Source organism: Streptomyces sp. NPDC019531 (genome assembly GCF_044903305.1).
Lineage (GTDB): Bacteria > Actinomycetota > Actinomycetes > Streptomycetales > Streptomycetaceae > Streptomyces.
Map to the genome: position 1 here is coordinate 1 of NZ_JBJDQL010000070.1, position 13,405 is coordinate 13,405.

General features: G+C 72.3%; 5 protein-coding genes. 2 read left to right on the top strand and 3 right to left on the bottom strand.

What is annotated here, in order from left to right; genetic code table 11:
* Positions 1-7,456, bottom strand: a 7,456-nt coding sequence (locus ACI2L1_RS42055; protein ID WP_404744755.1) for an SDR family NAD(P)-dependent oxidoreductase, incomplete at its 3' end; no start/stop codon positions are given.
* Between the two features lie 315 nt (positions 7,457-7,771).
* Here ACI2L1_RS42055 and ACI2L1_RS42060 point away from each other — a divergent pair.
* Entirely contained in the window at positions 7,772-9,325 is a 1,554-nt protein-coding gene (locus ACI2L1_RS42060) for an amino acid adenylation domain-containing protein (protein ID WP_404744756.1), read from the top strand.
* Positions 9,326-9,474: 149 nt separating this feature from the next.
* On the opposite strand, the gene ACI2L1_RS42065 is transcribed toward ACI2L1_RS42060, so the two are convergent.
* On the bottom strand, positions 9,475-11,058 hold the full coding sequence (locus tag ACI2L1_RS42065) for an MFS transporter (RefSeq protein ID WP_404744757.1): 1,584 nt from the start codon (positions 11,056-11,058) through the stop codon (positions 9,475-9,477).
* Between the two features lie 99 nt (positions 11,059-11,157).
* Between ACI2L1_RS42065 and ACI2L1_RS42070 the strand changes: the two genes are divergently transcribed.
* Positions 11,158-11,787: a TetR/AcrR family transcriptional regulator gene (locus tag ACI2L1_RS42070; protein WP_404744758.1), complete on the top strand. Its 630-nt coding sequence runs from the start codon at positions 11,158-11,160 to the stop codon at positions 11,785-11,787.
* A 7-nt stretch (positions 11,788-11,794) separates the two neighbouring features.
* On the opposite strand, the gene ACI2L1_RS42075 is transcribed toward ACI2L1_RS42070, so the two are convergent.
* Positions 11,795-13,333 carry an amino acid adenylation domain-containing protein gene (locus ACI2L1_RS42075; RefSeq protein ID WP_404744759.1) on the bottom strand — a complete coding sequence of 513 codons (1,539 nt, stop codon included), beginning with the start codon at positions 13,331-13,333 and terminating at the stop codon, positions 11,795-11,797.
* Positions 13,334-13,405 lie beyond the last annotated feature (72 nt).

Sequence of the window (13,405 nt, forward strand, 5' to 3'; positions counted from 1 at the left end):
AACCGTCAGAAGCAGCCGCGTCACCACCCAGCAGCAGCCGGCCGACCGGCTCCTCCAACAGAGCACACACCTCCTTGAGCGCCTTGCGGAACTCCCGGAACCGGCCCGCCAGTTGCGCACCCATCCCCGCCCGCTGAGCCCCCTGCCCCGAGAACGTGAACGCCAGCCGACCGCCCGAGCTCACCCGGCCCCGCAGCACCTGCGGACCGGTCTGCCCCGCAGCCAGCGCCTCCAGCCCTGCCACCAACTCCTCGGTGTCCGAGGCCAGCACCACCGCCCGGTGCTCCAGCGCGGCCCGCGACACCGCAAGCGAGTACGCGGCATCCACCAACCGCACCGACTCCCCGCCCGCCACGAACTCCCGCAACCGAAGCGCCTGATCAGGCAGCGCAGCCGCCGACTTCGCACTCACCACCACCGGCAGCACACCCCCCGGACCGGACTCGACGACATCCACCGGTTCCTCGACCGGCGCCTCCTCCACGATCACGTGGGCATTCGTCCCACTGATCCCGAACGAGGAGACCCCCGCCCTGCGTGGCGCCCCGTTCCCCGGCCACTCCACGGCGTGGTCGAGGAGACGCACCGCGCCCGACTCCCAGTCCACCTGCGGCGACGGCTGCTCGCTATGGAGGGAGCGCGGCAGCAGGCCGTGCTGCAGGGCAGTCACCATCTTGATGACGCCGCCGACACCGGCGGCCGCCTGGGTGTGCCCCATGTTCGACTTCAACGACCCCAGCCACAAAGGCCGTTCACCCGAGGGACGCTCCTGCCCATACGTCGCCAGCAACGCCTGCGCCTCGATCGGATCCCCCAACGTCGTACCGGTCCCGTGCCCCTCCACCGCATCCACATCCGCCGCCGACAACCCCGCGTTCGCCAACGCAGCCCGGATCACCCGCTGCTGCGACGGACCATTAGGCGCCGTCAAACCATTACTCGCCCCGTCCTGATTCACCGCACTGCCCCGCACCACCGCCAACACCCGATGACCGTTCCGCCGCGCATCCGACAACCGCTCCAGGAGCAGCAGCCCGACACCCTCAGACCACCCCGTACCGTCGGCACCGGCGCCGAAGGACTTGCAGCGGCCGTCGGAGGCGAGGCCGCGCTGGCGGTTCATGTCGATGAAGGTGTCGGGGGTGGACATGACGGTCACCCCGCCCGCGAGCGCGAGGGAGCACTCGCCCGACCGCAGCGCCTGCATAGCCCAGTGCAGGGCGACCAGCGACGACGAGCACGCCGTATCGACGGTGACGGCCGGACCCTCCAGACCGAGGACGTAGGCGACGCGGCCGGAGACCAAGCTCGCCAGGCTGCCGTTGCCGTGGTAGGCGGCGATGTCCTCCGGGAGCGGTCCGGAGCGCAGGCCCCAGTCGTGGTACATCACCCCGGCGAACATGCCGGTGTCGCTGCCCCTGAGGGTGGTCGGGTCGATGCCGGCGCGTTCCAGCGTCTCCCAGGACACTTCTAGCAGCAGGCGCTGCTGGGGGTCCATGGCCTGTGCCTCGCGGGGGCTGATCCCGAAGAACTCCGGGTCGAACCCGGCCGCGTCGTAGAGGAAGCCGCCCTCCTTCGTGGAGCTCTTGCCGGGCTTTCCGGGCTCGGGGTCGTAAAGGTCACGGGGCCAGCCACGGTCGGCGGGGAACGCGGAGACGACGTCCCGGCCGTCTGCCACCAGCCGCCACAGGTCCTCGGGAGACGTCACGTCGCCGGGGTAGCGGCAAGCCATGCCGACGATCACGACCGGGTCGTCGGCGTCGGCGATGCCCGGCGCGGCGGCGGGCCGGGCCGGCAGCGGGCGTTGTTCCTGCGCCGCCGACGCGAGGTGCCGGGCGAGGTCCGTCGGGGTGGGGTAGTCGAAGGTGAGCGTGGCGGTCAGGCGCAGGCCCGCGGCGGAGCTGAGCCGGTTGCGCAGTTCGACCGCGGCGAGGGAGTCGAAGCCGAGGTCGTTGAACGCCCGGCCTGGATCGACTTCCTCCGGTCCGCTGTGGCCGAGGATGTCGGCGGCCTGGGTGCGGACGAGGTCCAGGAGCGCTTCCGTACGCGCGGCCTCGTCCAGTCCGGCGAGACGTTGGGCGACGGACGCGGTCCCCGAACCGGCGCCCCCGGCACCGGCGAACGCGGATCCGCCCGCGACGGCGCGACGGCGGACCGGTCGGCGCACCAGGCCGCGCAGGACGGCCGGGATCTCGTCGTCGCCGGTGCGCAGCGCCTGGGTGTCGATGCGCAGGGGCGCCACGGCGGGCGCCGCGCACGCGAGGGCGCGGTCGAGGAGGCCGAGGTTGTCCTGGGGCGTCAGCCCCACCAAGCCGATGCGCCGGGCGCGTCGCAGCGCCGCCTCGTCGAGGTCGCCGCCCATGCCGGAGCCGCCGGTCCACAGGCCCCAGGCGAGGGAGAGCGCGGGCAGGCCGAGGTCACGGCGGTGGACGGCGAGGGCGTCGAGGAAAGTGTTCGCGGCGGCATAGTTGCCCTGGCCCGCTCCGTCGAGGAACCCGGATGCCGACGAGTAGAGGATGAAGGCGTCGAGTCCGAGGCCGGCGGTCTGCTCGTGCAGATGCCAGGCCGCGTCGGCCTTCGCCGCGAGGACCCGGTCCAGTTGTTCGGGGGTCATGCGGTCGACCAGGCCGTCCTCGATGACGCCGGCCGTGTGGACGACGGCGGTGAGGGGATGCTCGTCCTGCACCGTCGCCAGCAGCCCCGCCACCGCCTCCGCATCACTCACATCCGCCGCCACGACCGACACCTCGGCGCCCAGCGCCTCCAGCTCCGCGCACAACTCCGCCGCACCCGGCGCCTGCGGCCCCCGACGACTGGTCAGCAGCAGACGCCGTACGCCGTACCGCTCCACCAGATGCCGTGTCACATACCCGCCCAGCGCACCGGTACCGCCCGTCACCAGTACCGTGCCGGCGGGGGCGAACGACAACTCCTCGGTACCGCTCTCAGCGGCCAGCCGTGGCACGCATACGGCACCCTCCCGCAGTCCGACCTCCGGCTCGTCCGCGGCCAGCGCCAACCCCACCGCCTCGGCGATTCCGCCCGCTGAAGCCGCGCCGTCGGCATCGACCAGCAGGACCCGCCCGGGATGCTCCGCCTGCACCGCGCGCACCAGCCCCGGCACCGCACCCATCGCCGGATCCGCACCCGACGACGCCCCACGGGTGAGCACCACCAGCGCGCTCTCCCCGGCCGCGACATCACCCAGCCACTCCTGCACCGCGCCGAGTACCCCACCGGTCAGCGCCCGCACTCGCTCCGGAACACCAGCCGTCTCCGGAACTCGCACCGAACCCGCATCCCACAGCACCACCGGGGGCATCCCGCCACCCGAAGCCCGCTCCTCCCAGGCCACCAGCTCCACCGCACCCGCACCCGCACCCGCACCCGCACCCGACGCCAACGGCTCCCACCGCAGCGCATACACCCCGGCACCACTCGACGACGCCCTCCGCGCCGCTTCCAACCGCCCCACCGACACCGGGCGCGACACCAGCGACTCCACCAGCGCCACCGGCGCACCCGTGCCATCCGCGATGGCGACGGAGAGTTCGTCCGGGCCGGTTGTGGTCACGCGGACGCGCAGCGAGTCCGCCCCGGCCGAGTGCAGTTCCATTCCGCTCCAGCTGAACGGCACCCGGGTGTCCTCGGGCAGCGGCTCGTCCGAGGCGAGTTCGGCAGCGTGCAGGGCGGCGTCGAGCAGGGCGGGGTGCAGGCCGAAGCGTTGGGCGTCGGCCGCCGCCTCCTGCTCCAGGGCCACCTCGGCGAACACCTCGCCGTCGCGCCGCCACACGTGGCGTACGCCCTGGAAGGCGGGGCCGTAGCCGTATCCGTGCCGGGCGAGGGTGTCGTACAGGTCCGTCGTCCCGACCGGCTCCGCGCCCGGGGGCGGCCACTCGGTCAGGCCGAGTGCGCCGGGCTCGGACGGTACGGCGGTGCCGGGCGCCAGCAGGCCGCTGGCGTGACGTTCCCAGGGGGTGTCGGCGGGCGCGTCCTGCGGACGTGAGTAGCAGGCGATCGTCCGGCTGCCGGTGGAGTCCGCCTCACCGACCGCGAGTTGCAGGGCAACCCCGCCCTCGGCGGGCAGCACGAGCGGTGTCTCCAGGGTCAGTTCGGCCACGCGCGGGGCGCCGGTACGGTCGCCGGCGGCGACGGCGAGCTCCACGAAGGCGGTGCCGGGCAGCACGGTCGTGCCGGCGATGACGTGGTCGGCCAGCCAGGGGTGGCCGTGCAGGGAGAGGGTGCCGGTGAGGACCAGGGAGTCGGAGCCGGCCAGCGGGACCACGGCGCCGAGCAGCGGGTGGTCGGCCGCGGTCTGGCCCAGGTCGCCGGCCTGGTTCTGCGGCAGCGGCGGAGTGAGCCAGAAGCGGCGGCGCTGGAAGGCGTAGGTGGGCAGGTCGACCGGTCGCGGGGTGCGGTCGGCGAAGTGGGCCGCCCAGTCGACGTGGGCGCCGCGGGCGTGCGCGAGGGCCAGCGCGGACAGGGCCTGGCGTTCCTCGTCGCGGTCGCGGCGCAGGGCGGCGACGAAGGCGGGTGTGGTCGGGTGCTCGTCCAGGGCGTCCTGGGCGAGGGCGGTGAGGACCGGGTCCGGGCCGAGTTCGAGGAACGTGGTGACGCCGTTGTCGGCGAGCCAGCGCACGCCGTCGTGGAAGCGGACCGCCTCGCGGACGTGGCGCACCCAGTACTCGGGGTCGCACAGTTCCTCGGGGCGGGCCGGGCGGCCGGTGAGGTTGGACACGACGGGGATGCGCGGCCGGTGGTAGGTCAGGATCTGCGCGATCCGCTGGAACTCATCGAGCATGGGTTCCATCAGCGGCGAGTGGAAGGCGTGGCTCACCCGCAGCCGGGTGGTCCTGCGACCCAGTTGTGCGAAGTGGCGGCGTAGGGCCTCCACGGCGTCCTCGGTGCCGGAGACGACGACGGAGCGCGGGCCGTTGACGGCGGCGATGCCCACCTCGCCGGTGAGCAGCGGCCGTGTCTCCTCCTCGGTCGCCTGGACCGCCAGCATGGCGCCGCCGGGCGGGAGTTCCTGCATCAGCCGGCCGCGGGCGGCGACGAGCGTGGCCGCGTCCTCCAGGGACAGCACGCCGGCGGCGTGGGCGGCGGTCAGCTCGCCGATCGAGTGGCCGCACAGGAAGTCGGGGCGCAGGCCCCAGGACTCCAGCAGCCGGAACAGCGCGGTCTCCACGGCGAACAGGGCGGACTGCGCGTACACGGTCTGGTCGAGCAGCCGCGCCTCGGCGGAGTCGGGTTCGGCGAACAGCACGTCCCACAGGGACCGTTCGAGCTGGACGTCGAGGTGGCCGATCGCGTCCTCCAGGGCCCGGCGGAAGACCGGGTGGGCGGCGTGAAGCTGTGCTCCCATGCCGAGGCGCTGGCTGCCCTGGCCGGTGAAGAGGTGGGCGAGCCGGCCGCCGGAGGCGGTGCCGTGCAGGACGGCGGGGCCGGTGCCGCCGTCCGCAACCGCACGTAGTCCGTCCAGCAGCGTTGCGCGGTCCCCGGCGACGACGACCGCACGCCGGCCGAGCAGGGCGCGGGTGGTGGTGAGCGCGTGACCGAGATCGGTCGCGGTGACGTCGGGCCGCTCCTCGGTGAACTCCAGCAGCCGCCGGGCCTGGGCCCGCAGCGCAGCTTCGTTCTTGGCGGTGACGACGACCGGGGTGAGCCGGGAGGCGTCCGGAACGGCCACGGCCGGCTGCTCGGCGCCGGGCGCGTCCCCTACGACGGGCACCTCGTCCACGACACCCGGTGCCTCAGCGGACGCAGGCGGCTCCTCCACGATCACATGGGCGTTCGTCCCGCTGACGCCGAACGCAGAGACCCCGGCCCGGCGTGGGCGTTCGCCGCGTGGCCAGGGCTGTTCCTCCGTCAGCAGCTCGATGTGGCCGGCGGACCAGTCCACGTTGGGTGAGGGCGCGTCGACGTGCAGCGTCCGGGGCAGCACCTCGTGCCGCATCGCCATGAGCATCTTGATGATGCCGACGGCTCCCCCGGCGGCCTGGGTGTGGCCGACGTTGGACTTCACCGAGCCGAGCCGCAGCGGGCGGTCCTCCGGCCGTTCCTGGCCGTACGTGGCGAGGAGGGCCTGTGCCTCCACGGGGTCGCCGAGTGTCGTACCGGTGCCGTGCGCCTCGACGGCGTCGACGTCGGCCGCGGTCAGGCCCGCGGTGGCCAGGGTCTCGCGGATCAGCCGACGCTGGGCGGCTCCGCTGGGCGCGGTGAGGCCGTTGCTGGCGCCATCCTGGTTCAGGCCGGTGCCGCGGATGACGCCGAGGACGCGGTGGCCGGCGCGCTGGGCGTCGGACAGGCGCTCGAGAACGAGGACGGCGACGCCCTCGCCGAAGGCGGTGCCGTCGGCGCCCGCGGCGAACGCCTTGATCAGGCCGTCCGGCGCCAGTCCGCGCTGCCTGCTGAACTCGGTGAACACGGCCGGGCTGCCCATCAGCGTGGCACCACCGGCCAGCGCCAGGCGGCACTCCCCCCGGTGCAGCGACTGGACGGCGAGGTGCAGCGCGACCAGCGAACCGGAGCAGGCGGTGTCGACGGTGAGCGCGGGCCCCTCCAGGCCGAGAACATAGGCGATACGGCCGGAGGCGATGCTCAGGGAGGTGCCGGTCAGCAGGTAGCCGTCGAGGCCGTCGGCCGGTTCGTGGGAGCGGCGGCCGTACTCGTGCGCGCCGGCGCCGACGAACACGCCGGTGCGGCTGCCGCGCAGCGCGGTGGGGGCGATGCCGGCCCGTTCGAGGGCTTCCCAGGAGGTCTCCAGCAGTAGGCGCTGCTGGGGCTCCATGGCCAGCGCCTCGCGGGGGCTGATGCCGAAGAAGTCGGCGTCGAACTCGGCGGCGCGGTCCAGGAATCCGCCGGTGCGGGCGATGCTGTGGCCGGAGTCATCGGGGTCGGAGTCGAAGAGCCGGTCGAGGTCCCAGCCACGGTCGGCGGGGAAGGGGCCGACGACCGTGCGGCCCTCGGTGACGGCCTGCCACAGCGCCTCGGGGCTGTCGATGCCTCCGGGCAGCTGGCAGCCGATGCCGACGACCGCGATCGGCTCGTCGTCCCCGTCGCGGGACTCACGGGACGCACCCGACGGAAGCTCGGCGACGCCGTCCTGCTCGCCGAGCAGCTCCGCGCGCAGCCGTCCGGCCAGCAGCTCGGGGGTCGGATGGTCGAAGGCGACCGTCACCGGCAGCGCGAGCCCGGTGGCCGCGTTGAGCCGGGCATGCACCTCGACCAGCGCGAGGGAGTCGAGCCCGAGCTCCTTGAACGGGAGTACGGGGTCCGGTGCGGGTTCCTCATCCGGCCGGACCCGGCGCAGTACGTGGCGGGCCTGCTCGACGACCAGGTTCAGCAGGATCCGGGTCTGCTCGGCGGCCGGCAGTCCCTCCAGCTCTCGGGTCAGGGCTTGGCGCTCGCTCGGCTGGTGCACACCGTCGGAACCGTCCCGTCCAGGCATGGGCATCGACACACTCCGCGTTCTGCGCTGATTGTGGGCAGTTTTCACCCGAAGGCATTGGTAATGCGCACCGTACGGAGAAGAAGTCGGGCCCTGAACCCCTAACCACCCCTAGGTAATACCCATGGAAGGCCCTCGAAACGAATAACGGAAACGCCCCCTCCGGGAATACCCACTGTTTCCACCAGGGAATTGAAGGACAATTATTGTCCGGCCCGCCGGCTCGTGATACTGGTCGATTGACTTTCATCACGTCAAGCATCACCGGCAGACAGGGGTCAAATCGTGACGGCTTTACTGGAAACCCGCACGGTAGCCGACGTGCCACTGGATTTTCTCCATGAGTTCATGCTCGCCACGGCGCGCACCGACCCCGGTCGGCCGGCGGTGGTGGAATCGACGCCGGACGGGCAACCACGCACGGTCTCGTACGGCGAACTCCAGGCGCGGGTACGGGAGTACGCCGAGGTCCTGACGGGTCTGGGCCTGGACGTCGGGGACCGGGTGCTGCTGGAGTCGGACACGTCGGCCTGTGCGGTGGCCGCCCTGCTGGCCTGCTCCATGGCCGGGCTGACGTTCATCCCGGTGAGTCCGGAGACACCGGACCGGCGACTGCAGGCCATCGTGGACACGGCCCGCCCCGCGCTGCATCTGCAGGCCCTCGACGGCCGGCGCGACGATGTCCTGCCCGAGCAGGTCGGCCGGGCCCTCTTCTCCCCGGCCGGGCTGGCCGTCGAGCATGCCCCCGCGCCCCGTACCCGGCGTCGCCGGGCCGCCGCCACCACCGACGCCGCGTACATGATCTTCACGTCGGGGACGACCGGCCGCCCCAAGGGGGTGGTGATGAGTCACCGCGGGGTGCTCGCCTTCTACCGCGGCATGCTCCGCAAGAACATCGTGGGCCCCGGCGACCGGGTCGCCTCCACCTCGCCGCTGCAGTTCGACTTCGCGCTGCTGGACATCGGGCTGGCGCTGGGCAGCGGGGCCACGCTGATCCCGGTGGAGCGGGCGATGGTGACCTGGCCGCGCCGGCTGCTGAGGTACCTGGCGGAGACCGGGGCCACCCAGGTCAACGGCGTGCCGTCGATGTGGCGGCCGGCTCTGCGGCACGAACCGGAGCTGGTGGCGGGTCTGCACCGGGTGCGGGGCGTGCTGTTCTCGGGTGAGCCGTTTCCGCTGCCCGAGTTGTTCCGCCTCCAGCAGTTGCTGCCCGAGGTCCGCGTGGTCAACTGCTTCGGCCCCACCGAGGCGATGGCCTTCTCCCTCACCGACGTTCCCAGCCCGCTGCCGCCCGACGTCGAGCGGCTGTCCATCGGGCGGGCCTATGACGGTGCCGAGATGATGCTGGTCGACGAGGACGGCCGCGTGGTGGACGAGCCGGGCCGCACCGGCGAGATCCACATGCGGGGTCCGTCGCTGTTCACCGGCTACTGGGACGACCCGGAGGGCACCGCGGCTGCCCTGGTGCCCGACCCCCTCGACCCCGCCTCCGGCCAGCGGGTCTACCGCTCAGGTGACCTCGCCTTCCGCGGCGAGGACGGCGAGCTGTACTTCTGCGGCCGGATCGACTCCCAGGTGAAGATCCGGGGCAACCGGGTGGAGCTGGGCGAGGTGGAGCGCAGGATCACCGAGTATCCGGGCGTGGCCGCGGCGGTCGCCCTGGTGGTGCCCAAGGGGGACGCGGACGCGGTGCTCGGCGTGTGCCTGGTGATGGAGCCGGACGTCCCGCCGCTGCAGGAGGCGCGGCTGAGCGCGTTCTGCAAGGAGACCCTGCCCCCGTACATGGTGCCGCGCGAGCTGCGGGTGCTGGAGGAGTTCCCGGTGACGCGCAACGGCAAGACCGACCGCGGCGCCCTGCGGGAACTGCTGCACTGACGGGTACGCAGCCGGTACGTCGACGGCGCTCTCCGCCGGATCCGGTCTGTTCGGCCGGATCCGGCGGAGAGCGCCGTCCACGTCTCGTACCGCGTCTGCGCCCCGTGTCATACCGCGCTCGCTCCGCGTTCGCATGCGGCGTACTGCGGTCAGCCCAGGCGGGCTACCGACTCGGGCCGGCCGTCCTCGGTGTCAGCGGGTGCCTCCTGCGGCTGGGCGTAGGACAGGTGACGCAGCTTCAGCACCGCGAAGAGCGCCGCGAGGACGGTCAGGGCGACGCCGAGCAGCGCGACCTGGTTCATGGCCGTGGTGAACGCCTCGCGGGCTGCGTCCGCCAGCGCCCGGCCGCGCTCCCCGGAGTACGTGGCCGCCTGCGCGAGGGTGGCGCCGAAGGTGTCGTGCACATCGCCGGGCAGCGACGAGGCCGACGGCAGTTCGGTGTCGAGCCGGCTCGCGTACAGGGCGGTGCCGATGCTGCCGAAGAGCGCGATGCCGCTGGCGCCGCCGAGTTCCTGGAAGGTGCGCTGCAGGGCGGAGACTGCGCCGGTGCGCTCGGGCGGGGCGACGGTGACCACGACGTCGGTCACCAGGACCAGCGTGGTGGAGGTACCGGCGCCGATCAGAGCGATGGCCGGGATCACCAGCCAGAGCTGCTTCTCGGTGCCGACCAGGGTCATCAGGACGAAGCCGGTTCCCGCGAGGAGCAGCGCGCCGGCGATCACATAGGCCGGCCGGACCTTGTTGACCAGTTGGGCCGCGGTGGGGGCGAGGGCTCCGGTGAGCACCGGGGTGACCAGCATCCACAGGCCGGCGATCATCGGGGACAGGTCCAGTACGTCGAGGAGGTACTGGGTGCTGAACAGGCCGTATCCGATGACGCAGAAGAACGCGGTCAGGCTGAGCACCAGTGCCGGACCGAATCCCCGGTAGCGGAACAGACCGAGGTCGATCACGGGCGTGGCGAGCGAGCGCTGGCGCACCAGCAGCAGGCCCCCCGCGACGACGCCGGCGACGATGGCGGCGACCGGAGCCACGCCGTAGCCGTTGACCGCCCATTCCTTGACGCCCCAGATCAGGCTGAGCACGGCGACCAGCGACAGCAGCGCGCTGAGCGGGTCGAGGCGGGTCCGCCGGTCCGCCGGCACCTTGAACTCAGGCACCAGAAGGGGCACGGCCACGAGCAGCACCGCGATGATCGGGAGGTTGATCAGGAAGATCGAGCCCCACCAGAAGTTGCTCAGCAGCGCGCCGCTGATCACCGGTCCCAGGCCGGTGCCCAGGGCCATGCCGGTGGAGAAGATGGCGATCGCGCTGCGCCGCTGCCGCTCGTCCGGGAACAGTGCCCGGACCAGGGCGATCGCCGATGGCATCAGGGTGGCTGCGGCCACGCCCTGGGCCGCGCGTGCCGTGATCAGCATCGCGGGGCTGTCGGCCCACGCGGCGGCCGCGGAGGCCACGCCGAAGAGAGCGGACCCGATCAGCAGCAGCCGGCGACGGCCGATCATGTCGCCGATCGTGCCCATGCTGATCAGCAGGCCGGCCAGCATGAAGCCGTAGATGTCGATCATCCAGAGCTGTTCGGTGCCCGTCGGATGCAGAGCGCCCGCGATGGACGGCACCGCGAAGTAGAGCACCGTCAGATCCATGGACACCACAACGGGGGCGACGCTCAGCGCCGCCAGCGCGATCCACTCCTTGCGCCCTGCCAGAGGGGGCGATTCGGATTCAGTCATGACCGTGACTATACGCTGGTCCTATACGTCCGTACAAGTCATGCGTATAAAACAGCCCTTGTGTAAGACGTATGTCTACTTCTGCAGTACGCTGGCGCCATGGGACATCGAGAAGACCTGCTGGTCGGGGCCAAGCGCTGCCTGATCGAGAAGGGCTACGCGCGCACGACCGCGCGGGACATCGTCGCTGCGTCGGGGACCAACCTGGCCTCGATCGGCTATCACTACGGCTCGAAGGAAGCGCTTCTCAACGAGGCGCTCATCGCCGCGCTGCAGGACTCCGCCGAGGAGCTGCAGCGCGCCATGAACGCCGACGCCGAGGCCGACACCGAGAACGTCGATCCCCTCCAGCGCTTCGAGGCCATCTGGACCCGCGTCATCGAGCAGTTCACGACGCACCGTCAGCTCTGGCTGGCCAGCATGGAGATCTTCGCCCAGATGGACCATGTGGAAGCCGTGCGCGAGGCCCTGAGCGAGGGCATCGAGCAGGGCCGGGCCGGGATGGCCGAGGTCTTCATGGAGCTCACCAGCGACGGCAGCGACGACGCGGGCGTGGCGCGCGCCGCCGGCTCCTTCTACCAGGCCCTCGCCACCGGCGTCATGGCCCAGTGGCTGGTCGACCCCGACCGCGCCCCCACCGGCCGCGACCTCGCCATCGCCCTGCAGGCCATCGTCGCCTGGGCGGACCCACAGCGCCGCCCGGCATCGACCACGGCCCAGACCTCCTGACGACGCGTCAGGCCCGGCGCTCCTCGTTTCCCACGGGCGCCACGAGTTCTGCCGCCTCCTTCGCCAGCAGGCCCCGGTCCGTCTTGCGGTTGGAGTTCAGCGGGAACTCGGGCAGGTGACGGCAGTGCCGGGGCAGCATGCCGCTGGGCAGGATCTGCCGCAGCTGCCGGGCGAGCACCGCCGGCGCAGTCGGGTCGCCGGTGTAGAAGACGACCAGCTCGGCGCCCTTGTCCCCTTCGGCGGTCACCGCAACCGCGTCCTCCACCCCCGCGCACTGGCGCAACGCGTGCTCCACCTCGGCCAGTTCCACCCGCCAGCCGCGCAGCTGGACCTGGGTGTCCAGACGGCCCAGGTACACCAGTTCACCGTTGCCCAGCAGCCGCACCCGGTCGCCGGTCCGGTACCAGGTGCGTCCCGCGCGGCGCAGGAACCGACCCTGGTCGTCCTCGGGATCGAGATAGCCGCGGGTCAGCTGGGACCCGCTGATGCACAACTCCCCCTCGCGCTTCGCGGGATCACCGTCCGCGTCCAGCAGCAGGTGATCGTGGCCCTCGTGCAGCGCGCCGATCGGCGCCAGCCCGTTGACGCACAGACCGGGCGACGTATCCGGTGACCAGCGGTGCCGGGTGACGGTGATGGTGAGCTCGGTCGGACCGTAGATGTTCTCCAGCGCGGTACGGTCGGCGGCCCGCTGCCAGTCCTCGGCGTCCGCAGCGCGCAGCGCCTCCCCCGCGAAGAAACTCCAGCGCAGCGAACTCATCCCGCCGGCCCGCAGACCACCGGTCCGGCGGACCAGGCCAATGGCGCTGGGCGTGGAGAACCAGACGGTCATCCTGTGCTCCGCGACGAACCGCGGCAGGTCCAGGTAAGCCTGCGGAGGTACCGCCTGTGCCCGGGCTCCTGCCGCCCAGGCACAGAAGAGGTCGAACATCGCACAGTCGAAGTTCAGGTCGAACGTCTGGGAGAACACGTCGTCCGGCCCGAAGTCGTACCGTTCGTCCATCAGCCGGAAATAGTGGTGCAGGCTGCCGTGGCGAATCGGGACACCCTTCGGACGGCCCGTGGAGCCGGAGGTGAAGAGGATGCAGGCGGTGTCCTCGGGCTCCGCGGGACGCGGCTCCGTCAAGGCACCGCTCCCCGCGACCAACGACGTGCCGGGCGCCAGCACCGGAAGCTCCAGCCCGGTCGCGGCCAGGGCCGCTTCGCCCGCCTCGTCGGCGATCAGCGCCGACGCCCCGGACTGCTCCAGCATGCGGCGGGTACGGGCGGCCGGGAACCCGGCGTGCAGGGGAACGACTGCGGCTCCGGTGTACAGGGCGGCCAGGACGCCCGCGTACGCGGTGATGCCCTGACCGGCCAGCACACCCACGGCACGCGGCGGCTCCTGCGCGCGGGCGAGCAGCGCACCCGCCCAGTCCAGCGCGAGTTCGTGCAACTGCTCGTAGCCGGCCGACTCGTTGCCGACGGCGACGGCGCAGCCTCGCGGTGCCATGGCCAGTCCGCGCAGGAAGCGGTCGTGCAGGAAACCGCGGTTCGTCTCGTTCATGATCGCTCCGGGCTCGGCCGCACCGCCTGTCGGCGATGTGGCGCGGAAGGGAACTCAGGGGCGGGGCCCCGG

Bases quoted from the DNA above. Each gene is read 5' to 3' on its own strand.
- ACI2L1_RS42065 (WP_404744757.1), bottom strand. From the start codon at position 11,058: ATGACTGAATCCGAATCGCCCCCTCTGGCAGGGCGCAAGGAGTGGATC.
- ACI2L1_RS42075 (WP_404744759.1), bottom strand. From the start codon at position 13,333: ATGAACGAGACGAACCGCGGTTTCCTGCACGACCGCTTCCTGCGCGGA.
- ACI2L1_RS42070 (WP_404744758.1), top strand. From the start codon at position 11,158: ATGGGACATCGAGAAGACCTGCTGGTCGGGGCCAAGCGCTGCCTGATC.